Below are 24697 nucleotides of genomic sequence, written 5' to 3'. Positions count from 1 at the left end.
ATCAGGTTGATAGGTCTGAGGTGGAAGCGTGGTGACACGTGGAGCTGACAGATACTAATAGATCGAGGACTTAACCTATATTCTAATGTGAAGCATGAACATTGTTATCTAGTTTTGAGAGAACATTTTTAAAATATCTCTTGATTTATTTTCAATACATAGTATAATATCTTTTGTCACTAAATTGTCTGGTGATGATGGCGAAGAGGTCACACCCGTTCCCATGCCGAACACGGAAGTTAAGCTCTTCAGCGCCGATGGTAGTTGGGGGTCTCCCCCTGTGAGAGTAGGACATCGCCAGGCTTTCTTCATTCCGCAGTAGCTCAGTGGTAGAGCTATCGGCTGTTAACCGATCGGTCGTAGGTTCGAATCCTACCTGCGGAGCCAATTTGGAGAGCTGTCCGAGTGGCCGAAGGAGCACGATTGGAAATCGTGTAGGCGGTAACCCCGTCTCAAGGGTTCGAATCCCTTGCTCTCCGCCACAATTTACATAATAAAGGGCCCGTTGGTCAAGCGGTTAAGACACCGCCCTTTCACGGCGGTAACACGGGTTCGAATCCCGTACGGGTCACCATTTTATAGAATATACACCAGTATTTTTATTCGGAGGATTAGCTCAGCTGGGAGAGCATCTGCCTTACAAGCAGAGGGTCGGCGGTTCGAGCCCGTCATCCTCCACCATATCTTTTATATCGTCGCGGGGTGGAGCAGTTCGGTAGCTCGTCGGGCTCATAACCCGAAGGTCGCAGGTTCAAATCCTGCCCCCGCAACCAAAATGGTCCGGTAGTTCAGTTGGTTAGAATGCCTGCCTGTCACGCAGGAGGTCGCGGGTTCGAGTCCCGTCCGGACCGCCATTTTTAAAAAGAATACTTGGCTCGGTAGCTCAGTTGGTAGAGCAACGGACTGAAAATCCGTGTGTCGGCGGTTCGATTCCGTCCCGAGCCACCACTATTTGCCGGTGTAGCTCAATTGGTAGAGCAACTGACTTGTAATCAGTAGGTTGGGGGTTCAAGTCCTCTTGCCGGCACTGTTTTTCAAATGTGGAGGGGTAGCGAAGTGGCTAAACGCGGCGGACTGTAAATCCGCTCCCTCCGGGTTCGGCGGTTCGAATCCGCCCCCCTCCACCATTTTTGTTTTCATAGGGGCATAGTTTAAAGGTAGAACAGAGGTCTCCAAAACCTCCGGTGTGGGTTCGATTCCTACTGCCCCTGCCAATTTTCTTAATATGATTCATAACATCTATGGCGGTTGTGGCGAAGTGGTTAACGCACCAGATTGTGGCTCTGGCACTCGTGGGTTCGATTCCCATCAATCGCCCCATTTTATTATTGGGCTATAGCCAAGCGGTAAGGCAACGGACTTTGACTCCGTCATGCGTTGGTTCGAATCCAGCTAGCCCAGTTGATTTGCGGAAGTAGTTCAGTGGTAGAACACCACCTTGCCAAGGTGGGGGTCGCGGGTTCGAATCCCGTCTTCCGCTCCAATAATGGCGGCATAGCCAAGTGGTAAGGCAGAGGTCTGCAAAACCTTTATCCCCGGTTCAAATCCGGGTGTCGCCTTTTTTGAAAAGACTGCCGGGGTGGTGGAATTGGCAGACACACAGGACTTAAAATCCTGCGGTAGGTGACTACCGTGCCGGTTCAAGTCCGGCCCTCGGCACCATTATTTTTTATCATAAGTTGCGCTCTTTAATGATCATGCCGGTGTGGCGGAATTGGCAGACGCGCACGACTCAAAATCGTGTTCCTCACGGAGTGCCGGTTCGACCCCGGCCACCGGTATCTATTAAAAGTTTCATGATCGGTTTTTACCGTCAACCTAACGTTTCACCACAATGGTGAAACGTTTTTTTGTGGTTAAAACGAGTTATTTAGATGAAAATATAAACTTATTAGAAAATTTTGCAACAGCAGTTAGGCGTTATACCACTCTTATCAAGCAGATCGTGTAGCTGCCTCCCTTGAAATAAGAAGGACCAATAGAATATGCTAAATGCTGAAGGAAATGAATTCGCCTAGGATTATCTCGATTTTGAACATGGCTTGTGTTTAGATGACTACGGGGAGACATTCTCAGCAGCTGAAAGCGTGTATTATGTTGAAGATCGTTGGGAGAACTACGATAAAATCAAAAAAGTGATTCAAAAGCGTTATATAGATTGGGTGAATCAACGTTAAGGAATCTAGTTTTGTTTCAATAAATAAGAGCTTCTCATCTTTGTACTGTTTCATGTGGACGTTACAATTGGCTATAGGAGATAAATAGAATGAATTTAGAGGGGCGGAGTTGTTATCTTGCAAACGAAGACGATATTACAGACCATCATTGAAGACGAGGGATCACGAGATTATCCGCTTTTTAGACAGTACTGTGAGAGAAAAGAGCAGGGTCTGCGTAAAGATGCGCTTAAAGTTCTTCAGTCCTTTATTGCGGAGATGAAGGAGAACGAGGTTGAAGCAAAGCGTGTATTTGTTGCTTGGCTGTTTGAGTGGATTGAACGGTTTGAGGATGGTCATCATTTGCTTGTGTTTCCATTGGTAAATGAGGTGATTCAGCCCGTTCTGCAAGAGTGGGAGAATGTTGATCCAATGGATGTGAGACCATATCGCTGGCAAGGCTTGTACGTGCATCAGGGAGAAGGGCTGCCTTACTTATTGAAGGCACTAGAGCTTGGAGGCAGCAAGGAGCAGCGTGTGATAGTTCAAATTTGTGAAACCTATCTATCGGCCTTATGGTATTCGTTTCATCATATACATGAAGATCTTTATTTAAGCACCTATGAGAAAGATGAAGAGCGAATTCAGGGCATTGAAGATGTCATGACACTGATTGAAGATAAGAGGATTCGTACCAATGTTGAAAAACATTCGGTCTACTATAACCAGCTTTTATCGGATTGGAAGGAATTTCAGCAGACGGAGACAAGAGGCTTTATGAAATGGTGTGCGGAGCGTAAGAAGCCCTATGAGTGGGTAGAGGCATTTTATTATCATCAATAGATGAGGAAACGGCAGAATTCATTCTGCCGTTTTTTTACTTATGCCATATTCGCTCTATTTCTACATGATCTGGTCTAAAATATTGCAGAACATAGACATCTGGATTGCTTAGCTGATCCCACTCCTTGAATCCAATCGTGGGATCGGCGTGTTTTAGAAGCAGGCTCATAATATTGCCATGTGTGGCGAATAAGGTATGATCTTTTCCTAATTTTATTTGTTCATAGAGTGCCTCTACAATACGGTTCATCGCTTCTTGGCTCGATTCTCCGCCTTCACAGGTCATATGTAAGTCCGAAAAACTGAGCTTTAGTTTCTCATACCAATCGTCCATTGGTTTGCTGCTTAACACACGTTCAGAAAGACGCTGATCAATTTGTACCTCGAGCTGTTTCACATGAGCAAGGGGCTCAGTGGTTTGGATCGCTCGTTTATAAGGACTTGAGATGATCTGATTGAGGTGGATACCGGAAAAGAACTGTGCTAGTTCGTGAGATTGTGCGATGCCTTGAGGCGTTAAAGACGCATCCTCGGATTGTCCATTTGCTTGGCAATGTCTGACGATATAATATGTTTTCATGGGGCACACCTCTCATCGAGTATAAAAAAATCATCCAGGATTGGATGAGGATTCATGAAGGTCTAGGTTCATTTGTTCGGATCTGTTTCTTTATAGGGATCTGTTAGCTTCGAGGTTAGGTCTAAGTTGAACAAAAAATCGTCTACGGTGTCTGTGCCAAAGGGAAGTGTGGAGAAGTTGATTGGGATGCTGCCTTCTTGCTTTTCTGAAGTGACCTGCTGTTTAGGCTGCTTTTTTCTCCAGTACTTAAACAAGCGCATGTAAAGCCCCCTTTTCTATGAAAAAGATGGATTTATACATAATATACGGGGAGAGTTGTCCAGGCGTCAAATGTTTTCTTAGAGAACGATGAAAAGAGCCACAGGAAAGTGCAGCTCTTTTTGTACATTTACATAGCACGACGTAATGCTTTCAGCACTTTACGTTCGCATTTTAAGTTATATCGCTTGTGATGGAGTTTATCCGTGTTACATCTGCCAATGACTTGTCTGACATCTGGATGATAAATGATGAGATTCCTGAAAGTTGGATCATTTAATAACGTGTGAAACCAGCTGAATTTTTTGAGATGCGCTGCATTTCTAGAGATATCCTCTTCATCTACCTGTAGAAAAGGGATATACACAGCAAGTGAAAAGATATCGAAAATGAATCCCATTTTGGTTCCTCCCCCCATATTATTTCCTACGCTTAGAAGAAGGAAAGGTTTCATTCAATAAACCTTTAAAAACAATCCCAGTGCATCAACCATTCTTTTTTGTCTTTGTCGTAATAGAAATACATCGTGCCGTTATCACCAATCATAAACCGAGGTTTTTCTTCTGGGGCGATTTGCAGCATGAATTCTCCTGGTTGATGACGGGGTGGGGATTGAATATATGCGCCATATCCATCGATTTTTGTGAATGAATAATTTGTGTATTGCTTAAAGAAGTGTTCTGTCGCTTCCTCACTTTCATTTACTTCTGATAAATCAACATATGACCACGCTTTTTCCCAGCAAGGGAAGTCCTTTTGCTCACTTTCATTCCATTGAATTTGAAAGGGTTTGAGTCCTCTCACTTCTTCTGGAGTCTCAACTACTTCGAATCCTTCCATAGTTGCGTATTCAATAAGCTTCCAGCCTTCGCCGTTTTTGGTGATATCAATCGGAAGTGCTTTCTGATTAAGAAAGATTTGAATCATCTTACATTCATTGAATCCGTTCATTCCTCCTGGCACTTCAGGTAAATAAATTTGTAAGATCGGAATCATGACACCATCTTGATCTGCTGGCCAGCCTTGATCGGGGTGGATGAAGAAATGACCGGCAAACCAGCTGTGTGCTGCTGGATCAGGACGAAAACCGCCAATCTTAGCCACGATGGGTGTTTTTCCTAGTTGTTCTAATTCGTGAAAAGCCTTTATCTCCATTACTTATCCCTCAATCTTTAGCCAGCAATGTGGGCATCTTGAAACGTGCCATTGATATTGCCTGAGACAATGATGACATGTCCCCAAAATAAATCACCGTCATGACAGTACACTTCAAACTCTCCATCTGGGTAAGCATGAAGGCTTTCGAGTGAGATGCGGCTCATAAATTGATCCAGTGTGAGCTCTTCTTGTTTTTCAGCGGAGTCATCTTGTGCCTGCCAGTCTTTAGCTAGTTCAATCAGTTGATTTGCTGCAAATGATTTAATGGAAGAGTTCCATGTGGTCTGCTCTTCCATGAGTTGTCTAGCGGTTCGAAGAGAGTCGTTTACTTTTTCATCTTCTTCGAGGTTGAAGTAGAGCAGGCAATCTTGATTGCTCCATTGGATCGTTGTTTCAAATAAGTCTAGTCCTTTCACTAATTCAAAGGTGCCCAGCATGTCATCATGGTAAAAGACAGGTTTTTGAGCTTCTTCTCGTATCTCTTGAAGCTCTTGATCCTGTGTATCTGTATCGATGAGTGATACAAGCATGAACTCACCTTCACCTTTTCGGACCTGAAGTGTCACGATTGATTCTTTATGTAATTGTGCCTGCTTTTCCCGCAAGCCCTCTTCATCTGTTAACCAGCAGAGCCTTATGTTTTCGGTTGTGATGAGGTCTTTTTCCTTCCATGCAATCAGTGGAATAGAAGCGGTCCAAAGAGATTCCTGTCCGGTTTTTCCTGCGCCTACTCCTGAAGGTCCTGTGACAACAATGATGTGATCTATTTCTTCTGAAAATCTTTCTTTAAATGCGCTTATTTGTTTGTTATTCTTCATGTGATGTCCTCCAGCCTGCTTTTTGAAAATCTATATCTTTATCACACCGCACATCAGGAGGAGAAATCAAGCTTTTTTTTGCTTAAAACTTTTTTAGATTGACAGAGGGAGAGAAAATACATGGATTGCTGGAGGGTGAGTCACAATAAAAAACAAATGGATTATGTATCGAATTTTGTATAAATTTAGGTGAAAGAGTCGAAAGGCCTAGGTGATTCTTCCTTTTCTTTATAATTACTTTGACACGAATAGATGAAAAAAGTAAAGTAGTACTGAGTGATTTACAAACCCTTCTTCATCCACTAAAACATGAAGTGTGTGTAAATGAAGTGTAAATGGATATTTTTCCTTTTATTTACTCGTATTTTTTTTGAAACCTTTGAAGCTTCTCATACGTTATATTAAAGGAGCACATATATCCGGCGGAAACAGAGCATCGGAATGCTTGGTGAAGAAGATTTACATTTGCAAAATCAATGTAAATTTTTTATGATTTCATTTAAATCAGAACGATAACTAAGAAAGAAGAGGTTTTATGAAAAAAATATTTGCGAACAAATATAGCTTTTTTGTATTGGCTGTCCTTTTATTTTGGGCGAAATCGTACGCTGCCTACAAAATGGACTTTAATTTAGGAGTGAAAGGTTCTTTTCAAGAGGGGCTTCTCTTATTAAATCCATTTAGTTCAGCCATTGTGTTTTTGGGACTGGCTCTCTTTTTGAAGGGTCGTAAATCTGCCATTGTTTTAATTGTTATTGACTTTATTATGACCGCACTTTTATATGCGAATGTAGCGTACTACCGTTTCTTTGATGACTTTTTGACTTTCTCCACAATGAAGCAAGCAGGCAATCTTGGAGGAGGCATGACTGGCGGCGTATTATCTAGTATTAAGCCGCATGACCTTTTGTATTTCCTTGATATCATTATCTTGATTGCGATTGTGATTTGGAGACCAGAAGTGAAGAAATTCCAAATGAAAAAGACATTTGCACTGCTGATTGTGGCTGCAGGTGTAGGACTGTTTTTTGTAAACCTTCATTTAGCTGAAAAGGACCGTCCAGAATTATTAACAAGAACATTTGATCACAAGTATGTTGTCAAATACTTAGGTGTTTATAATTATACGATTTATGACGGAGTACAATCAGCACAAAATGCAACACAGGTAGCAAATGCGAGCAGTGAAGATTTAACGGATGTTGTAAACTATACGGCTTCTCACTATGCGAAGCCAAACGCAGAGTATTTTGGTAAAGCAAAAGGGAAAAACATCATTAAAATCCATTTAGAAAGCTTCCAGTCTTTCTTAATTGACTACAAACTAAATGGAGAAGAAGTGACGCCGTTTTTAAACAAACTAGCTCATGGTAAAGAGGATTTTACGTATTTCGACAACTTCTTCCATCAGACAGGTCAAGGAAAGACAGCTGATGCTGAGCTAATGATGGATAATAGTATGTTCGGCTTGCCAGAGGGAGCAGCGTTTGTGACAAAAGGTGAAAATACTTACCAATCACTCCCTGCCATCCTAGATCAAAAAGCAGGCTATACGAGCGCAGTGCTTCACGGGGACTATAAATCTTTCTGGAACCGTGACACGATTTATAAGCATATGGGATATGATCAATTCTTCGATGCTTCATATTACAACATGGATGAAGAAAATCTTGTGAATATGGGTCTGAAGGATAAACCATTCTTCAAAGAATCAATCCCGATGCTAGAATCAATGAAAAAGCCATTTTATGCACATTTAATGACATTGACTAATCACTATCCATTTAATTTAGATGAAAAAGATGCGACAATTGCTAAGGCAACAACTGGTGACAAAACAGTAGATAACTACTTCCAAACAGCAAGATATCTAGATGAGTCATTAGAGCAATTCTTTAAAGACTTGAAAAAATCAGGTATGTATAAAGACTCGGTCATTTTATTATATGGTGATCACAACGGTATTTCTGAAAACCATAACCGTGCAATGAGCGAAATTCAAGGGAAAGAAATTACACCTTATCAAAACGCACAAAACCAGCGTGTACCACTCATGATTCGTATTCCTGGCAAACAGGGCGGCGTGAACCATACGTATGGTGGTGAAGTAGACGTGATGCCTACGCTTCTTCACTTACAAGGTATTGATTCAAATGAGTATGTGAATTTTGGAACAGATCTATTCTCTAAGAAGCATGATCAAACTGTTGCATTCCGTAACGGAAACTATGTGACACCAAAATATACACTCGTAGATAACACTGTCTACGATACAAAAACAGGTAAAGTTGTGAAACAAAATAAAAAGACAGAGGCGATTAAAGCCCGTGTCGATAATCAGTTAAGCCTTTCAGATAAAGTGCTTTATAGGGATCTTCTTCGATTCCATAAGCTGTCTGACTTTAAACCAGTGAATCCATCTGATTATTTCTATGGTAAATCAAAAGAAAAAGAAGAGGATTCTTCTGCTAAGTAACTGAGTTTTGGGCAAGCACAGAAGGGTGCTTGCCTTTTTCTCTCTCACCGCTTGATTTGTTGGCAAAATATGTTTATATTTAGGGTGATACAAGCGTGATGCTGGCGTGCAGCTGGCGGAACTCATTTCGTCCTAGGGGATTTCAGGAGGAGCTTATGACAACAAATACAAAAACACAAAAAAAGAAATCAGAAGTATGGGGCTGGCTCAAAGCGATCTTAATCGCATTCATCGCTGTTTTTATCATTCGTAACTTTTTATTCGCACCGTATATTGTAAAAGGGACCTCTATGGATCCAACATTGCATAATACAGAGCGGGTTTTTGTGAATAAAACGGTTGATTACTTCGGCGATTACAAACGGGGACAGATCATTGTTCTTGATGGGGAAGATCGCAGCACTCATTATGTAAAACGATTAATTGGTTTACCCGGTGATAAAATTGAAATGAAAAATGACCAGCTATATGTCAATGGACAAAAAGTGGCGGAGCCTTACTTAGCGTCAAACAAAAAGAAAGCAGCCGCAGATGGGACCTTGCTGACACCTGATTTTGGTCCTCTTACTGTTCCAAAAGGAAAGTATTTTGTCATGGGTGACAATCGTCAAAACTCAATGGACAGCCGCAATGGCTTAGGTCTTTTTACAAAGAGTGATATTCAAGGAACCACTTCATTTGTGTTTTACCCTTTCCAAGACATTCGACTTCTCAATGATTAATGACTCATAAAAAAAGCACACAGAGGTGTGCTTTTTCTATTTCATTCAGCATGGCTTTTTGTGATCGCCTGTTCAAGATCTGCAAAGATGTCTTCAATCGCTTCTGTTCCAACAGATAAACGAATGAGTTCTGGTGTGACGCCTGTCGCTTTTTGTTCTGCTTCACTTAATTGTTGATGTGTTGTGCTGGCAGGATGAATGATCAGTGATTTAGAATCGCCGACATTTGCGAGGTGTGAGAAAAGCTTAACGGAATCAATGAGCTTTTTACCAGCAGCTCGCCCACCTTTAATACCGAATGTGAGAATGGCGCCTTGTCCTTTTGGCAAATAGGTTTGAGCAAGCTCATAAGATTCATGGCTTTCAAGACCTGGGTAGCTTACCCAATCTACAAGAGGGTGATCTTGTAAAAATTGCGCTGTTTTTAACGCATTTTCACTATGACGCTCGAGACGCAAATGCAAAGTTTCTAGGCCTTGCAGAAGTAAAAATGAGTTGAAAGGTGACAAGGCTGCTCCTAAATCCCGTAAGAGCTGCACACGTGCTTTTGTGATATAAGCGGCTTCTCCAATTGCTTCGGTATACGTCAGGCCGTGGTAACTTGGATCTGGTTCAGTCAGCCCTTTGAACTTATCACTGTCAGCCCAAGGAAACTGGCCGCTATCGACAATGACACCGCCGATTGATGTACCATGACCGCCAATGAATTTCGTAGCGGAATGGACGACAATGTCTGCACCAAACTCGATCGGTCTTAATAAATAGGGGCTTGCGAGCGTATTGTCCACAATAAGCGGAATATGGTGCTTGTGTGCAATGGCTGAGACGGCTTCAATATGTAGAATGTCGCCTTTAGGATTCCCAATGCTTTCTGCATACACTGCCTTCGTTTTGTCTGTAATCGCTGCTTCGAGTTCTTCCAAGTTGGATGAATCAACAAATTTCACTGTAATGCCGAGCTTTTTGAGTGTATGGGCAAATAAATTGTACGTGCCTCCATAAAGGCTGCTGGAGGATACAATTTCGTCACCAGCTCCTGCAATGTTTAAAATAGAATAAGTTGTCGCTGCTTGTCCAGAAGAGACAGCAAGTGCACCAATGCCGCCCTCAAGCTCAGCGATCCGTTTTTCAAAGACGTCATTTGTAGGGTTCATAATGCGAGAATAAATATTTCCGGGTTCCTGCAGTCCAAATAAATTCGCCGCATGCTCACTATCTCTAAAACCGAAAGAGCTTGTTTGGTAAATAGGCACGGCTCTTGAATAGGTTGCTGAATCAAGCTCCTGACCTGCGTGAATGGCTTTTGTTTCTAAACGGAATGGACGTTCTTCTGACATGTGTGTATCCTCCTTTTGTTAGATAAAACCAACTACTTTGATAAGAAATATTTAATAAGACTATAAATCTTGTTTCATGCCTGGTCAATCATTTTTTAGATAAATCTGAAAAAATAATCAATAAAGTTGATGAACTTTTTTATTTCAATTGGAAGGGTGTATATGTTGGTGAAAAGAGAGATTGTTTCCTTAGAGAGTGCGGATCAGTTTTTTTAGAAAGCAGCAAATCATTCAAGTGTTGTTTGAAAAGATCATGCTCGCCATCGTTTTAGATGAATTCTATAAGCGATTAATCTAATTTGAAGCACAAAGAATGCCAGCTGGTGGAATCATGGGGAAAGCCTATGCTGTAGGTTGCTTTTTCATAGAAAGGAGCGTGTCATATGTTGGATGTTACTCAAGAAGGCAAGGGCTTTTTTCCCAATGATCTCTCTTGTATATACATATTTTAAGTGACAAGAGAAGAAGGAAAATATGCTCACTTTTTTGTCGGAATTATCAGTAAATATTTCATAAATGGAGTTATAACGACATATAATCAGGACTTTTATATCTGATATATCGGGGGAATTCTTTCTATCTCACAAAAAAGAAAGAATATATAAAGGAGATGATAAAAATGGCCTATTTCAAAAAAAGAAGAAAAAAGAGGGTTTAATTGCCATTATATGGGTTTGGTGGTTCTTATGGAGTGAAAAAACCTAGTTAATAAGAGAGGGGTTATACACTTAAAAGTGAATAATTGAATAAAAAGTCACATTTTACCCAAAAGTATGTTCGGTCAAAAATGGGATCTTCTGTTGATGTTTGGAGAGTGACGCCTATGATACGATCATCATAAGCTGGGAGGTGAAAAGTATGACTTATGCAGCGCCGCAAGTTGACTATTCCACTATGGAACCTGCTATTATGGACCAAGCTTGGTTCTTAGTATTTGTTGCTGTCCTTCTTGGATTGGGAGCAACAGTTGTTCTAGGAGCAGCAGTTTGGTGTTTAGCAAACGGCAAGGGTAGCTTTACAGGAGCCGTTCAGTGGGAAAGTGGCTTAAAAGTCCAAATTGAATGTAAGTAGCTATACTTAGGATTCATCTTTTTACTTCTATGAAATGACACCAGGGCTAAACCGTCTGTGGCGGGCGGTTTAGCCTGATCTGTTTTTAAAGAATATGCAGACACTTGGAGGTTATATGTTTACGATCGAGAATTTAACTAAGACGTATAAAAATAACGTGACTGCTGTCAATGATTTTCATCTACAGATCGACCCTCATCAAATCGTTGCTGTTGCTGGACCGAATGGTTCCGGTAAAACAACGATGATTAACTGTATACTCGGCATCATTAAGCATACAGAAGGAACGATTCTCTTGCAGGACGTCACAAATGACGAACCATCCTTTAAAAAACAAGTAGCCTATGTTCCAGATGATCTGCTACTCCCTGAAGCTTTGACTGGTGCTGAATATTTAGATTTTGTTTCTTCTATGTATGAATGTAAAACAATTCATAGAAGAAATCAACTAATTGAACTGTTTGATATGGACTCGGCTTTATCAAGACCGATCGAAACCTATTCACATGGTATGAAAAAAAAGACACAGCTGATTGCCGCCTTTATGCTTGATAGTCAATTGGTGATCATGGATGAGCCCTTTAGAGGACTTGATATTGAAGCGGTTATAAACACAAAGAAACTGATGAAGCGTTATGCCGAGCACCATGGTGCGATCTTGCTTTCAACGCATGATATGCTTTCAGCGGAAGAGCTGTGCCACAAAATCGCCATTATTTCTAAGGGAAATAAAATGGATGAAGGAACGGTCTCAGCCTTAAAGGAGAAGTATCAATCAAGCACATTGGAACAGGTGTTTCTGAAAGCTTCAATGTTAAGTGATAGGGGTGCACATTTTGATGAAATCATTAATCATTTCTAGAATGATGCTTAAAATGTGGCAGCAGGAGATGTATAAGCTCTTTGATACTCAGACGAAGCGGATCATTGTGATCTTATTCTTTTTGTTTGCCGTCACAATGGGCGCCATCATCGGATACAGTTTTACGGGTGTCTTTATGAAGGCTTTCTTAAATGGAGATGAACGTTCACTTGGATTACTCGTTGTGTCAATGGCGATCAATGCATCCATATTTACAAGCTTGTTATTCATTTTGATCAAGGTCAGAACGCCTGAGCAAGACCGTTTTTCTATGCAGCTCAGCTGGTTCCCGCTTTCTACCTTTCAGAAAAGCCTTGGATACTTTATTCCGATGGTGACAGTGGTGGCAGGACTTGTGTTATTTTTTATCGGTATCCTGCTTTTACCTAACTTTATTGCCCAGGGAATAGGTATTTTCTTTATCTTTACGTTCTTTTTAATGGTGATTTTGCAATCGCTTTTTGTGTTAATGCTTCTGCAACTCATTTATAATATTACCTATTTGGTCGTTCTGAAATTAAAATTACCGTTGCAAAAATTTGCAGCGATCTTTGTTTTATTAGCACTGGTTGTGGCGTATGGAATGACGCATTTTGATATCAGTCAAATTCAGCAATCATATATACAGTTTGATTATCATTTGATGTATTTTACAACACCGTTTTTCTTAGCGGCTCAAGGAATGTCTCCTGAAGGGGTAAATTATGCAATCTTGATCCTGTTCATCCTTTTATCGGCGGGCGGCGCATTTCTTTCTCTTGCGATGATGCCAATTATGGCAGAGAAAAAAGCGTTAACCTTTTTAAACAAACTGCCGTTCTCTTCTTCAAAAAAATGGTCATTTATTGTAAAGGAAATGAAATCACAGGTGCGAAATGAAGAAAACATTTTAAACTTTCTCATTCTCCTCATTGTGATCTTATTCGTCCGTTATCAGTTTGGATTCCGCTTTGAAGAAGAAGCGTTTTTTGTTCTCTGCGCTCTTGCTGGATTAACCGCCTTCAATTCATTTGGCAATGATAAACGAATGCTGGGGATGTACAAAACATTTGGTCTAAGATCGTGGGAAGTGGCTCTGTATAAGTTTATCGGGCTTTTGCTTGTTGGTATACTGCAAATTGCGTTATTCATGCTGACAACGCTGACGCTTCCTGATCAGATTTGGAACGTATTGATTGGGGCTGCTGTTTTATGCAATGCCACTGCGCTTTTTTATGTGGTAGGTATTTTACTTCCGCTTGACCGAAACAATCCCTACACAGGTATTTTTTCATTTGGAGCACTTATTTTACTCATGATTCCGATTGTTTTTATTGGAAACTATGTCATAGGGGAGTCGAGTCAAACACTTCAGTGGCTGCTTGTAGCTACATTTGAAGGTCTGCTCATCTTTGCCATATACAAAGGTTTTTCATGGAGGTATTCACATGATTCAACTTCTTAACAATAAGCTAAAGATTGAGCGGGTACCGGCACTCGCGCCGTATGTGACCTTACAAAAGAGGCATCTCACTGATACGCAGTATGGAAGCACACTCCCGATTAATGAAAGTGCCTATCATATGTTAACGAAAGTAGATGGCAAAAGGACAGAAGCAAGTATTACCGCAGAGCTCGCCGATTTGTTTCAGGTCGATGAATCTGTGATTTCTCGTGACTTTTATCAACTGATAATGGGGTTAAATCAGCATCACTTGCTGTCTATTCATTATCAATCACCATATCGGATTGTGACAGCCTGTTGTCAATTTTTCAAACAGTATCAAGTGAAAATGAAGGAACGATTTGATTGCACTGGTCACTCGTTCCTGCACATTTTGGGGACGGCTTTGCTCATGGTGACGCGTAAAATCATCTTTTTCTGGATGCTTTTTATGGTCATGGCAGGGATCGCTTTTTTATTCATTCCTGATCAGTCGATTGCAGCCATTGCGATTTATTTTACTATTATTTATTTTGGATTAATTACCGGGACCGCCTTACATGAGGCAGCACACGGCTATGCGCATCGGAAATTTGCGGGACGGGATGGTCCTCAAGGCTTTTTTGCGAGTGATATGATGTCTGTGAAATTTGTGAGACCTGTATTAGATCCGTTTCAGAAAAAGCAAGTATGGATTACTCTGCTTGGGCCGCTTGTCCCGGGTGTGATCGGGGCAGCAGGGATCATTGTGACCGTATTATTTCTGAAAGAAAATCCAATTTCGACAGGTTTCTTTATTTTTTCAATCACGTATTTTATTCAATTACTCTATCTTCTTCCATTTATGGGGGATGGTAAATCCATTATGAAGCAGCTATTGCTTGGGGGAATGGGAGGACAACGATCATGAACGTACAGGCGATGAAACAAGGCGCTATTGTTGGTGGCTTTCTAGGATTTTTAGGCTTTCCGATGCTGACAATTGGTGTATTGTTCTATCATTTATTTCAATCAAAAACGAATGATGCCTTATTATTTAACAGTCTCGCTTTTGAGATGGAAGGTTCATCCGCATTTACTTTTCAGATCAAGCCAAACTTTTTTATTTATATGATTGTGATTTTTGCCGCGAGTTTTCTCATTGTGGCTTTCTTATCAGCAATGAAGCAGAAAAAAGCAAAAGATTAGGAGAATCCTCCTAATCTTTTTTTGTATAATCAACCAAATTTTAGTATAATAGAAAAAACATCAAAGGGGATCTCAATGTTAAAAAAATGGAGTGTTCTTATATTCACTGTTTTTCTATTAGCAGGATGCGGCGAGAAGGCCGAAGAAACCACGACAACCGAGAAGACGGTATCTACAATAAACACGGAGTCTGCTACTAAGAAGCAAGTAACCATCGAACAAATGAAACTGACAAAAAAAGAAAAAAACTTACTAGAAGCATCAGCCCCTAATGAAATGGTGGCTTTGACACTAAAAGGATTAACGAAGAAGGATAAGAGTATTACGTTTATCGGGAGTCATTACAAAAATGGTCGATTAGCTAATCAGGAAGCATCATCTGCCACCTTTACTTTACATCAGAATGGAACCGACCAAACGATGAATGTGCTCTTGCAATTAAAGCATGAGAAAGATACATATGAATCACAATTTAGTATTTGGTCAGACAAAAAGAATGAGGGAATGACGAAAGCGACATCAAGCTTCCCGTTCAAAGTAAGTGACTATGTTTTTTCTGCACAATCTGAAACTGTCAAAGTCTCTTCTGGAGGGAAGGCATTGATTGCATATACAGCAGCAATGGGGAAAGACGGGAATTCACCTATGCTTGAAGAGATTGAGAAGAATCCAAAGCAAGCACTGAAGAATAAGTCACATGCATACTTATTTTATATTCAGCTAGATAAATAACTATCGTAATATATACGGAGAATATGAAGTTTTTTGACGAAAAATCTACATATTCTCTTGACGAATTGTTAAGAAAGTTGTAACATAATAAAAGTCAACGCGATGACGTTGCTTTTGAAAAATTGATGCGGGTGTAGTTTAGTGGTAAAACCTCAGCCTTCCAAGCTGATGTCGTGAGTTCGATTCTCATCACCCGCTCCAATACATAATTTTGTTTATAACGCAGTATTTCGTTTCATAGATAAACGAAGTGTTGCGTTTTTTATTATGTCAGTATAATGTGAAAAAGCACTGTCAAGCTACAGTGCTTTTTCAATAAGTTCATATTTACTTTCTCCACCATGTATTTGTACAAACATCTTCGTCAAGGATTGGATTAGAGCTTCACTCTTTTCCCGGGAAATAGATGGCGGAAAGAGGATGATTTGCAGAATGTTTTTTGTGTCTTGAGAAATTTGTGCTTTACTTGCATGAGAAAATAATCCCTTAAGTCCCGCGTCGTCCTGCCATTCAATGTGGCCAGTCTCATGTTTTGCTAGTGAAAGCGGCTCTTCTATGCGATCAGCATCGAATGTCAGGATGGGCAAGAAATATTTTAAAGAGAAAAATATCGACAAATCCTGTACGGAATTGGTCGAGTCAATAAATTGTTCCTTTTGGATATCAGCAAGAATTGGCAGGAAAGGAACGTCTTTTAAAAGATCCGTCCATTCTTTGATTGCTGGTACTTCTTCTAAGACTTTATCTTCGTATTCAAAGAATAAAGATTCTTGAAACAGGCGTAGTCGGCCTTTTAACATTTGAGGGGATGTATCAACTTCAATATGCGAATATTCAATCTGTCCAACATGGATAGACGGGTTGTCAGGATGAGAAATTTCCATATGTATCTTCACAGTGACTCACTCCAATCGGTCATGATACACTCGTATTATACTGAAAACAACAGAAGAAACAAAGAAAGGAGGTTTGCAAGGTGATTCATGTTGGAGAATTAAAAGAAGAATTGATTCAATATGCGAAAGAAATTGGTGTCGATAAAATCCGATTTGCAAGTGCTGATACATTTGATTCATTAAAGGACCGCCTCATCTTACATGAATCGTTAGGGTATTTGTCAGGCTTTGAAGAGCCTGACATCGAAAAACGAACAAACCCTTCTTTGCTGCTTCCGAAGGCCAAATCAATTGTTGCGATAGCGCTCGCGTATCCTTCCAAAATGAAAGATGCTCCTCGAAGTACAAAGGATGCAAGAAGAGGGATCTTTTGCCGGGCTTCTTGGGGAACGGACTATCATGTTGTGCTGAAAAAAAAGCTCGATATGCTCGAGGAATTCTTGCGAAGCAAACATATCGATATACGGACAAAATCAATGGTGGATACAGGGGAACTGTCTGATCGTGCAGTAGCGGAACGCGCTGGCATAGGTTTTAGTGCAAAGAACTGTATGATTATCACGCCGGAGTTTGGATCTTATGTGTATTTGGCTGAAATGATCACAAATGTCCCATTTGAACCGGATGAAAAAATTGAAGACCAGTGCGGAACGTGCAATAAATGTGTAGATTCGTGCCCAACTGGTGCACTTGTGAATCCAGGACAGCTGAATTCTCAACGATGTATTTCATTTTTAACGCAGACAAAAGGATTTTTGCCTGACGAATTTCGTTCGAAAATAGGAAATCGATTGTATGGGTGTGATACGTGCCAAATCGTCTGCCCGATCAATAAAGGAAAAGACTTTCATTTGCATCCTGAAATGGAGCCGGACCCTGAAATTGCGAAGCCGCTCTTAAAGCCGCTTCTTACGATCAGTAATCGTGAGTTTAAGGAAAAATACGGTCATGTTTCAGGTTCATGGCGGGGGAAAAAGCCGATTCAGCGAAATGCGATTTTGGCACTTGCTCACTTTAAAGATACATCTGCCTTACCAGTGTTGATTGATTTGATGCACAAGGATCCACGGCCTGTTATTCGAGGCACGGCTGCTTGGGCAATAGGGAAAATTGGCGACGAGCAGCTGCTCCCAGAGTTGGAAAAAGCTCTTGAGCGGGAAAGTGATGAGGAAGCGAAACAAGAAATTGTCAAAGGGATTGAGTTTTTACAGACACCTTTAAATACTAAATAACATCCCTATGAACATAGAATGAACCAAACAGAGATTTTAAAAAAAGTTTGGTGGTGTCTGTGTGAAACAATTATTAGAGCAAACATTAGAAGACAGGCTTGGTTATTTATTAAATGGGAGTGCAATTAAACAGCCGCAGCTCATGTCTGATGTGGAAGCAGTTGAACGGAAAAAAGAGCTTTTTGCTAGAAGACAGGTGGAGATTGTCAAGGCGAAAGCCAAAGCAAAACTTCTTGATTCATCGATTCAGGATGACGGGGCTCAGCATGTGCAGTATCTCGCTCATCTCACTTATGTATGCAAGGATGCAGACGACTCTTTTTATTTAGAGGAGCAGGTAGAAAAAAGAGAAGCGTTCCTTTACAACGACATGCTTGTCAAAGATCGGATGATGCTAGAAAAACGGCAAATGGAAGAGCAGGTGGATGAGCGCTTTCACACCGAAGAACAGTTTGGGAGAGCCTTTCACTATGACCGGCGGGCAGCTGTGCAATATGCGGAGACGTACTGGAATAAACGAAATCCCGCCTATAAAAATTTTGAAGATAACTGCACAAATTTTATTTCACAATGCTTGAAAGCAGGGAATGCACCAACGAGAGGGTATCCGAACCGCGGATCTGGCTGGTGGGTGCGTCCTCATACGTGGAGCTATAGCTGGACGGTGGCTCATTCGATGAAAAATTATTTAGCGAATTCAAAAGCGGGTTTAAGAGCAAAGAAACTCAAAGAAGCGCAGGAGCTTCAAATTGGTGATGTCATTTGCTACGATTTTGAGGGAGATGGCAGGTATAATCATACAACCATTGTCGTCGATCATGATAAAGGCGGAATGCCTCTTGTGAATGCACAGACATATGACAGCCGTATGCGTTATTGGTCGTATGAGGATTCGACCGCCTATACACCTGCTATTCGTTATACGTTTTTTCACATTTTGGACGATGCCGCGAAGGATAGTTAATGGTATAATGTTGAGCGGAAAAGAAAATTAGAGGTGAACTTTTTTGGGACTTCATGTCGTTTTATATCAACCAGAGATTCCAGCTAATACTGGAAATATTGCGCGTACATGTGCAGCAACAAATACAACTCTTCATCTGATTCGTCCGCTTGGTTTTTCGACAGATGACAAAATGCTGAAGCGTGCAGGACTCGATTATTGGAAATATGCCAATGTGGTCTATCATGACTCGCTTGATGAATTGTTTGAGGCTCATCCGAAGGGACAATTCTTCTATATCACAAAATTTGGCCAAAAGCCGCATACGACATTTGATTACTCTCAGTTAGATGAAGACTACTTCTTCGTTTTTGGCAGAGAGACAAGTGGATTGCCGAAAGATTTGATCGAACAGAATATGGACCGCTGCCTTCGTTTACCGATGACAGAGCATGTTCGTTCTCTGAATCTATCGAATACGGCAGCAATTCTTGTGTATGAGGCACTTCGCCAGCAGCAATACCGAGATCTGATTTAAGGTCATAATGAAAGCCGGGATACCTATCTTGGCTTTTTTTATATGAGATAAGAAATATAAAGAAGGAAAATACGACCTTTTTTATACTTTTTTACATGTAAAAAATAGGTAGTATGATAGATTGTAATCGCGTTTTCAAAAAATAATGAATCCATTAAATGAGATGAAAAAGCTACTGATCACTAGTGCCATTAGCTCTGCTATTTTAATGGGGACGATTCCAGTCAGTATCCCAGGTCTCTCTCAGACGCAGGAAATAGAAGCAGCGCAATTATCGAAAGGTATCGGCGGGCGTACTTATATCAATAGCAATGGATCAATATTGGTCACAAAGATTCAACTCCCTCCCGCAATGAGTGTGTCAAATGGGACAGCTTATATTTATTCTGGATTCACAGGTTCAAAAGAAGCAGACATCGGTCTTCAATACAGTCCAACCTATAATGTGTGGAAACCTACGATGAAAGTAGGAACAAATAATCAAGAGACATATATCGAAGGAAAAAATGATTTTACGTATACAAATGGATTTAAGCCTGGAAGTACTGTGCAAATGACCATTTATAAAAACTTGAATGGACATACAAGAGCGACGTTCTGGAGGACAAATAATGTTGGTTATACCGGGCGTATCATCACAGAAATTCAAAACTCAAACATTGGCTCTGTGACTAAGTGGAAATTACTGTCGACAGTAGCAGTGACTGACGATATCTACCGGAAAGATATTCGGGCAAACTTCTCTACTCGTTTTACTGACATCACATTAGACAGTCGTGCCGTCACACCTGTGATTGATACGCAAGACTTTACGTCCATTCATGTATCAGGGAATACAGTGAATATGCAGGTGCTAAAAACAACGAATTAAATGAAAAAAAGGATGTTCCGCTAATGGAACATCCTTTTTTTCATTTACCAGGCTTGCCTTCGTAGCCAGCTGTGAAAATGGATACTAAAAACGTAATGATGACGCCCATCATAATGACCGTTCTCATATAAGCTTCCCCCTTATCCCTTTGTTTCTATCGCTGCCTGTTTCATATGGTGTGAAGTTCGCCTTGAAAAGCAAGAGAAGAAGATCATTTTTCTCCTGTTTTTCCTTTATTATGAAGGGTCTTGCGGATGGTTGTCAATTCAGTTTGCCAATTCGTCATTTTGAAGAACGAAAGCATGTAATAGGACGCCTCCGCATAGATTGTAAAACAGTATCTGATTACTTGCTTCAATCTTGAAAGAGGAGGTTCATATGGATATTTTAAAGAAAATCGAACAGCACAGAGAAGAAGAGCAGCGTCTCAAATGGGAAGGCACATTCAGCGATTATTTAGACATTATAAAGGAAAATCCACTTGTCGCTCAATCTGCTCATTCTCGCGTTTATCATATGATTAAAGACAGCGGGATTGAAGAGGAGAATGGGGTCAGAACGTACAAATTTTTTGATCAGGAACTTTTTGGGTTAGAGGAATCATTGGAAAGATTAGTAGAGGAATATTTTCACCCTGCTGCCAAGCGGCTCGATGTGAGGAAGCGTATTTTGTTATTGATGGGACCAGTAAGCGGCGGGAAATCTACGCTTGTTACTAGGCTGAAAAGAGGACTAGAAGAATATTCACTGACAGATCATGGCGCAGTCTATGCGATCAAAGGCTGCCCGATGCATGAAGACCCGCTTCATCTTATTCCGCAAAATCTGCGGGAGGATTTCTATAGAGAATATGGCATTCGTGTGCAGGGGAATTTGTCCCCTCTGAATATGATGAGGCTAGAAGAGGAATATGGCGGACGAATTGAGGATGTAAGGGTTGAACGGATCTTTTTCTCAGAGGATAAACGAACTGGTATTGGTACCTTTAGTCCATCTGATCCGAAATCTCAGGACATTGCTGATTTAACAGGAAGCATCGATTTTTCAACCATTGCTGAATTTGGATCAGAGTCAGATCCAAGGGCCTACCGCTTTGATGGAGAACTCAATAAAGCAAACCGAGGGATGATGGAGTTTCAGGAGATGTTAAAGTGTGATGAGAAATTTCTATGGCACCTTCTGTCATTAACGCAGGAAGGAAATTTTAAAGCAGGCCGTTTTGCCTTGATTAGTGCAGATGAATTGATTGTCGCTCATACGAATGAAACCGAGTACCGGTCGTTTATTTCAAATAAAAAGAACGAGGCCTTGCACTCAAGAATTATTGTGATGCCGATTCCTTATAACTTGAAGGTGACAGAGGAGGAACGCATTTATCATAAAATGATTTCAGAAAGTGATGTTTCTGATGTGCATATTGCCCCGCATACGCTGAAGGTGGCAGCGATGTTCTCCATTTTGACAAGACTCAAAGAGCCGAAGCGTTCTGATATTGATTTGGTGAAAAAAATGCGTCTGTATGATGGAGAGAGTGTCGAAGGCTTCCAATCTGCTGATATTGATGAGATGAAAAAGGAATTTCATGATGAAGGGATGAGCGGAATTGATCCGCGGTATGTGATTAACCGAATTTCCTCCACTATTATTCGAAAGAATATGGAATCGATCAATGCGCTGGATGTCCTTCGTTCGTTAAAAGAAGGACTCGATCAGCATCCGTCTATCTCCAGCGAGGACCGGGAGCGCTATTTGAATTTTATTTCTGTTGCGCGAAAAGAGTACGACGATATTGCGAAGAAGGAAGTTCAAAAGGCATTTGTGTATTCCTATGAGGAGTCTGCGAAAACATTGATGGATAATTACTTAGATAATGTCGAGGCGTACTGTAATAAAAACAAGCTGCGTGATCCGTTAACTGGTGAAGAAATGAATCCTGATGAAAAGCTTATGCGTTCAATTGAGGAGCAGATCGGTATTTCTGAAAATGCCAAAAAGGCATTCAGAGAAGAAATTCTGATTCGTATTTCGGCTTATGCGAGAAAGGGCAAACGCTTTGATTATAATTCTCATGAGAGATTGCGAGAGGCGATTCAGAAGAAGCTGTTTGCTGATCTAAAAGATGTGGTGAAAATTACGACGTCAACGAAGACACCGGATGAACAGCAGCTGAAGAAGGTCAATGAAGTAGTGGCTAGATTGATTGATGAACATGGCTATAATTCAACAAGTGCAAATGAACTTTTAAAATATGTAGGCAGTCTTCTCAATCGTTAATAAATGAAGGAGGCATTATTGGCGCACCTGCACCGGTAATGTCTTTTTTAGAAATGATCGTCAACTTGGGTGACGAGCAGCATAGGATAAAGGAATCGGTAGTTAGAAGAATTGTGCAAACAGGTGAGGAGGGGGATGGATGTCCCGGCAAGAAAAAAGTCAGTTTATTGTATCTCAGGAAGACTGGTCCCTCCATCGAAAAGGCTATGACGACCAGCAGCGTCATCAGAAAAAAGTCAAAGAAGCGATTAAAAATAATTTGCCGGATCTTGTCACAGAAGAAAGCATCATCATGTCTAATGGAAAAGATGTTGTCAAAATTCCGATTCGTTCGTTAGATGAATATAAAATTCGGTATAATTACGACAAAAATAAGCATGTGGGTCAAGGCGATGGAGACAGCGAGGTTGGAGATATTGTCGCGCGCGATGGATCAGACAGTAAGCAAGGGCAAGGAAAGGGGCAGGGCGCTGGAGATCAGGCTGGTGAGGATTATTACGAAGCAGAGGTCTCATTAATCGATCTTGAGGAAGCGCTGTTTCGGGAGCTAAAGCTGCCAAACCTTAAACAAAAGGAGCTTGACGACATCATTGTCGAGCAAATTGAGTTTAACGATATTCGCAAAACCGGGTTAACAGGCAATATCCATAAAAAACGAACGATGCTGTCGGCATTTAAACGAAATGCGATGACAGGCAGTCCTTCCTTTTATCCAATCTACCCAGAGGATATCAAATATAAGACGTGGAATGAAGTGACCAAACCAGAGTCGAAAGCCGTCGTTTTGGCGATGATGGATACGAGCGGAAGTATGGGGCTTTGGGAAAAATATATGGCGAGAAGTTTTTTCTTTTGGATGACACGTTTCTTACGGACAAAGTATGAGACGGTCGATATTGAATTTATTGCCCACCATACGGAGGCGAAGGTTGTAGATGAAGAGCATTTCTTCTCGCGGGGCGAGAGCGGAGGGACCATTTGCTCTTCTGTCTATCGAAAGGCACTAGAGCTCATAGACGAACGATACCCGCCGTCGCAATATAATATTTATCCTTTTCATTTTTCTGATGGAGACAATTTGACCTCAGACAATGCACGGTGCGTGAAGCTTGTTTCTGAAATTATGAAAAAAGCCAACTTATTCTGTTATGGTGAAGTGAATCAATACAACCGGCATTCTACATTAATGTCAGCATATAAGCATATACAGGATGAGAAATTTAAGCATTATATTTTGAAGCAAAAATCAGATGTTTTTCTCGCACTAAAAAAATTTTTTCAGCAGGAAGAAGTTCTTTCGTAAATAGCACATTTGAAAAAACCTTTCAGCATAAGGGCTGAAGGGTTTTTTGTATGGAGAAGGAAGGGATCACCAGAAAAAAAGTAAAACTTTCTCTTTGACATTTCAATTTTCATTTATTAATATTTAATCTTGTTAAATATAAGTTTTTCAAAAAAGATGCCGATCGTCTTTTCTTCTTTTTCTACTCTTTGCTCATGAGTGAACAATAAGTATAAATGGGCTGCACACCATTTTTCAGGCGGAGTAGATGAAGGAGAAATAACAGCTTTATGAGCTTGTTTCATATTCTGTCAGATGATGGGCATTCTAAGTTTGCTAAAGCAGATGACACTATATTTTTATACATGAAAGGAGAAACAAAACATGAACAGAGGGCGTTTATTGCTAACGAACATTATTGGCCTTATTGTGATTCTTGCCATTATTGCCGGAGGTGCTTATTACTACTACGAAAGCACAAATTTTGTCAAAACTGACGAGGCGAAAGTGACAGGTGACATGTATCAAATCACAGCACCAGCAGCTGGACAAATCAAAGGCTGGGATATCAATGAAGGTGACGAAGTGCAAAAAGACAGCACAGTTGCAAAAGTTGAAGGAGAAACAAAAACAAACATTAAATCAGTGGCTGATGGCACATTAGTCAAAAAAGAAGTACAAAACAATCAACAAGTGCAGCCTGGTACAGTTCTTGGTGAAACCATTGATTTAAGCAAGCTTTACATCACAGCGAATATCAAAGAAACAGATATTAAAAGTATTGAAAAAGGCGACAAAGTCGACATCGTGGTAGATGGTGATCCTGATACAACATTTGAAGGAACAGTTGAACAAATTGGTTATGCGACAAACTCAACATTCAATATGCTGCCAGCAACAAATTCAAGTGGTAACTATACAAAAGTCACACAAAAAGTAGCAGTGAAAATTTCAATTAAAAATCCATCAGACAAAGTACTTCCTGGTATGAATGCTTCTGTCAAAATTTCATCTTAATGATGTTTGATATCAAAAAA

The 24697-nt window shown here is 40.6% G+C and carries 23 protein-coding genes, 17 tRNA genes and 1 rRNA gene; 34 read left to right on the top strand and 7 right to left on the bottom strand.

Going from position 1 to position 24697, the window contains the following annotated elements; genetic code table 11:
- Positions 1-187 precede the first annotated feature (187 nt).
- From rrf to C6Y03_RS15465, 18 genes are all read left to right on the top strand, one after another.
- A 5S ribosomal RNA gene (gene rrf / locus C6Y03_RS15550) occupies positions 188-303 on the top strand.
- A gap of 9 nt (positions 304-312) precedes the next feature.
- Positions 313-387, top strand: a tRNA-Asn gene (locus C6Y03_RS15545).
- A gap of 4 nt (positions 388-391) precedes the next feature.
- Positions 392-482, top strand: a tRNA-Ser gene (locus C6Y03_RS15540).
- A 17-nt stretch (positions 483-499) separates the two neighbouring features.
- Positions 500-574, top strand: a tRNA-Glu gene (locus C6Y03_RS15535).
- A gap of 31 nt (positions 575-605) precedes the next feature.
- A tRNA-Val gene (locus C6Y03_RS15530) sits at positions 606-681 on the top strand.
- 15 nt (positions 682-696) lie between these two features.
- Positions 697-773: transfer RNA gene (locus C6Y03_RS15525), tRNA-Met, on the top strand.
- 4 nt (positions 774-777) lie between these two features.
- Positions 778-854, top strand: a tRNA-Asp gene (locus C6Y03_RS15520).
- An 18-nt stretch (positions 855-872) separates the two neighbouring features.
- Positions 873-948 (top strand) — tRNA-Phe (locus tag C6Y03_RS15515).
- A 6-nt stretch (positions 949-954) separates the two neighbouring features.
- Positions 955-1027, top strand: a tRNA-Thr gene (locus C6Y03_RS15510).
- 15 nt (positions 1028-1042) lie between these two features.
- A tRNA-Tyr gene (locus C6Y03_RS15505) sits at positions 1043-1127 on the top strand.
- 13 nt (positions 1128-1140) lie between these two features.
- Positions 1141-1214 (top strand) — tRNA-Trp (locus tag C6Y03_RS15500).
- A 30-nt stretch (positions 1215-1244) separates the two neighbouring features.
- Positions 1245-1320 (top strand) — tRNA-His (locus tag C6Y03_RS15495).
- A 9-nt stretch (positions 1321-1329) separates the two neighbouring features.
- A tRNA-Gln gene (locus C6Y03_RS15490) sits at positions 1330-1401 on the top strand.
- Between the two features lie 7 nt (positions 1402-1408).
- Positions 1409-1483, top strand: a tRNA-Gly gene (locus C6Y03_RS15485).
- 5 nt (positions 1484-1488) lie between these two features.
- Positions 1489-1559, top strand: a tRNA-Cys gene (locus C6Y03_RS15480).
- A gap of 14 nt (positions 1560-1573) precedes the next feature.
- A tRNA-Leu gene (locus C6Y03_RS15475) sits at positions 1574-1662 on the top strand.
- Between the two features lie 37 nt (positions 1663-1699).
- Positions 1700-1781, top strand: a tRNA-Leu gene (locus C6Y03_RS15470).
- 513 nt (positions 1782-2294) lie between these two features.
- Positions 2295-2999 carry a hypothetical protein gene (locus C6Y03_RS15465; protein ID WP_106039587.1) on the top strand — a complete coding sequence of 235 codons (705 nt, stop codon included), beginning with the start codon at positions 2295-2297 and terminating at the stop codon, positions 2997-2999.
- Between the two features lie 34 nt (positions 3000-3033).
- Here the strand turns inward: C6Y03_RS15465 and C6Y03_RS15460 are convergent, their stop codons facing one another.
- The 5 genes from C6Y03_RS15460 to C6Y03_RS15440 all read right to left on the bottom strand — a co-directional run bounded on the left by C6Y03_RS15460 (position 3034) and on the right by C6Y03_RS15440 (position 5813).
- The gene (locus C6Y03_RS15460; RefSeq protein ID WP_106031602.1) at positions 3034-3579 is read right to left on the bottom strand and encodes a histidine phosphatase family protein; all 546 of its coding nucleotides are present in this window, start codon (positions 3577-3579) and stop codon (positions 3034-3036) included.
- Between the two features lie 68 nt (positions 3580-3647).
- A complete protein-coding gene (locus C6Y03_RS15455) occupies positions 3648-3839 on the bottom strand; it encodes a hypothetical protein (protein WP_106031603.1) in 192 nt (63 codons plus the stop codon).
- A 128-nt stretch (positions 3840-3967) separates the two neighbouring features.
- On the bottom strand, positions 3968-4237 hold the full coding sequence (locus C6Y03_RS15450) for a hypothetical protein (protein WP_034663836.1): 270 nt from the start codon (positions 4235-4237) through the stop codon (positions 3968-3970).
- Positions 4238-4302: 65 nt separating this feature from the next.
- Positions 4303-4992: a DUF1963 domain-containing protein gene (locus tag C6Y03_RS15445; RefSeq protein WP_106031604.1), complete on the bottom strand. Its 690-nt coding sequence runs from the start codon at positions 4990-4992 to the stop codon at positions 4303-4305.
- Between the two features lie 17 nt (positions 4993-5009).
- Entirely contained in the window at positions 5010-5813 is an 804-nt protein-coding gene (locus C6Y03_RS15440) for a DUF2262 domain-containing protein (RefSeq protein ID WP_106039586.1), read from the bottom strand.
- A gap of 535 nt (positions 5814-6348) precedes the next feature.
- Here C6Y03_RS15440 and ltaS point away from each other — a divergent pair.
- Both ltaS and lepB read left to right on the top strand, forming a co-directional pair.
- Entirely contained in the window at positions 6349-8289 is a 1941-nt protein-coding gene (gene ltaS / locus C6Y03_RS15435) for a lipoteichoic acid synthase (protein WP_034663829.1), read from the top strand.
- A 155-nt stretch (positions 8290-8444) separates the two neighbouring features.
- Positions 8445-9011 (top strand): signal peptidase I, encoded by a 567-nt coding sequence (gene lepB / locus C6Y03_RS15430; protein ID WP_060595832.1) that lies wholly within the window; start codon positions 8445-8447, stop codon positions 9009-9011.
- A 41-nt stretch (positions 9012-9052) separates the two neighbouring features.
- On the opposite strand, the gene C6Y03_RS15425 is transcribed toward lepB, so the two are convergent.
- The gene (locus tag C6Y03_RS15425) at positions 9053-10348 is read right to left on the bottom strand and encodes a homocysteine synthase (protein ID WP_106039585.1); all 1296 of its coding nucleotides are present in this window, start codon (positions 10346-10348) and stop codon (positions 9053-9055) included.
- A gap of 858 nt (positions 10349-11206) precedes the next feature.
- Here C6Y03_RS15425 and C6Y03_RS15420 point away from each other — a divergent pair.
- The 7 genes from C6Y03_RS15420 to C6Y03_RS15390 all read left to right on the top strand — a co-directional run bounded on the left by C6Y03_RS15420 (position 11207) and on the right by C6Y03_RS15390 (position 15825).
- Positions 11207-11419, top strand: a complete 213-nt coding sequence (locus C6Y03_RS15420; RefSeq protein WP_003211695.1) for a hypothetical protein — start codon at positions 11207-11209, stop codon at positions 11417-11419.
- 115 nt (positions 11420-11534) lie between these two features.
- A complete protein-coding gene (locus tag C6Y03_RS15415; protein ID WP_034663820.1) occupies positions 11535-12281 on the top strand; it encodes an ABC transporter ATP-binding protein in 747 nt (248 codons plus the stop codon).
- A complete protein-coding gene (locus C6Y03_RS15410; protein WP_106039584.1) occupies positions 12259-13725 on the top strand; it encodes a hypothetical protein in 1467 nt (488 codons plus the stop codon). The genes C6Y03_RS15415 and C6Y03_RS15410 overlap by 23 nt, the downstream gene beginning before the upstream one ends.
- The gene (locus tag C6Y03_RS15405; RefSeq protein ID WP_060595835.1) at positions 13709-14614 is read left to right on the top strand and encodes a PqqD family protein; all 906 of its coding nucleotides are present in this window, start codon (positions 13709-13711) and stop codon (positions 14612-14614) included. Before C6Y03_RS15410 ends, C6Y03_RS15405 begins: the two co-directional genes overlap by 17 nt.
- Positions 14611-14892 carry a hypothetical protein gene (locus C6Y03_RS15400; protein WP_060595836.1) on the top strand — a complete coding sequence of 94 codons (282 nt, stop codon included), beginning with the start codon at positions 14611-14613 and terminating at the stop codon, positions 14890-14892. The genes C6Y03_RS15405 and C6Y03_RS15400 overlap by 4 nt, the downstream gene beginning before the upstream one ends.
- A 75-nt stretch (positions 14893-14967) precedes the next feature.
- Positions 14968-15624 carry a putative periplasmic lipoprotein gene (locus C6Y03_RS15395; RefSeq protein WP_106039583.1) on the top strand — a complete coding sequence of 219 codons (657 nt, stop codon included), beginning with the start codon at positions 14968-14970 and terminating at the stop codon, positions 15622-15624.
- A gap of 127 nt (positions 15625-15751) precedes the next feature.
- Positions 15752-15825: transfer RNA gene (locus C6Y03_RS15390), tRNA-Gly, on the top strand.
- Positions 15826-15923: 98 nt separating this feature from the next.
- Here the strand turns inward: C6Y03_RS15390 and C6Y03_RS15385 are convergent.
- On the bottom strand, positions 15924-16520 hold the full coding sequence (locus C6Y03_RS15385) for a hypothetical protein (protein ID WP_223250500.1): 597 nt from the start codon (positions 16518-16520) through the stop codon (positions 15924-15926).
- A gap of 83 nt (positions 16521-16603) precedes the next feature.
- Between C6Y03_RS15385 and queG the strand changes: the two genes are divergently transcribed.
- From queG to C6Y03_RS15350, 7 genes are all read left to right on the top strand, one after another.
- On the top strand, positions 16604-17752 hold the full coding sequence (queG, locus tag C6Y03_RS15380; protein ID WP_060596035.1) for a tRNA epoxyqueuosine(34) reductase QueG: 1149 nt from the start codon (positions 16604-16606) through the stop codon (positions 17750-17752).
- Between the two features lie 61 nt (positions 17753-17813).
- Positions 17814-18716: an amidase domain-containing protein gene (locus C6Y03_RS15375; RefSeq protein ID WP_106031608.1), complete on the top strand. Its 903-nt coding sequence runs from the start codon at positions 17814-17816 to the stop codon at positions 18714-18716.
- Positions 18717-18759: 43 nt separating this feature from the next.
- A complete protein-coding gene (trmL, locus tag C6Y03_RS15370; RefSeq protein WP_034282301.1) occupies positions 18760-19233 on the top strand; it encodes a tRNA (uridine(34)/cytosine(34)/5-carboxymethylaminomethyluridine(34)-2'-O)-methyltransferase TrmL in 474 nt (157 codons plus the stop codon).
- A gap of 163 nt (positions 19234-19396) precedes the next feature.
- Entirely contained in the window at positions 19397-20104 is a 708-nt protein-coding gene (locus C6Y03_RS15365) for a YrpD family protein (protein WP_106039589.1), read from the top strand.
- 378 nt (positions 20105-20482) lie between these two features.
- Positions 20483-22378, top strand: coding sequence for a PrkA family serine protein kinase (locus C6Y03_RS15360; RefSeq protein WP_034663803.1), 1896 nt, complete (start codon positions 20483-20485; stop codon positions 22376-22378).
- 139 nt (positions 22379-22517) lie between these two features.
- The gene (gene yhbH, locus C6Y03_RS15355) at positions 22518-23681 is read left to right on the top strand and encodes a sporulation protein YhbH (protein WP_060595839.1); all 1164 of its coding nucleotides are present in this window, start codon (positions 22518-22520) and stop codon (positions 23679-23681) included.
- Positions 23682-24044: 363 nt separating this feature from the next.
- Positions 24045-24677, top strand: a complete 633-nt coding sequence (locus tag C6Y03_RS15350; protein WP_034663794.1) for a biotin/lipoyl-containing protein — start codon at positions 24045-24047, stop codon at positions 24675-24677.
- Positions 24678-24697: the final 20 nt, after the last annotated feature.

The organism is Bacillus sp. LNXM65 (genome assembly GCF_002998575.1).
Taxonomy (GTDB): Bacteria; Bacillota; Bacilli; order Bacillales; family Bacillaceae; genus Bacillus.
The sequence above is the reverse complement of the archived record's forward strand: the minus strand, read 5'-3'. Positions and strand labels throughout refer to the sequence as shown.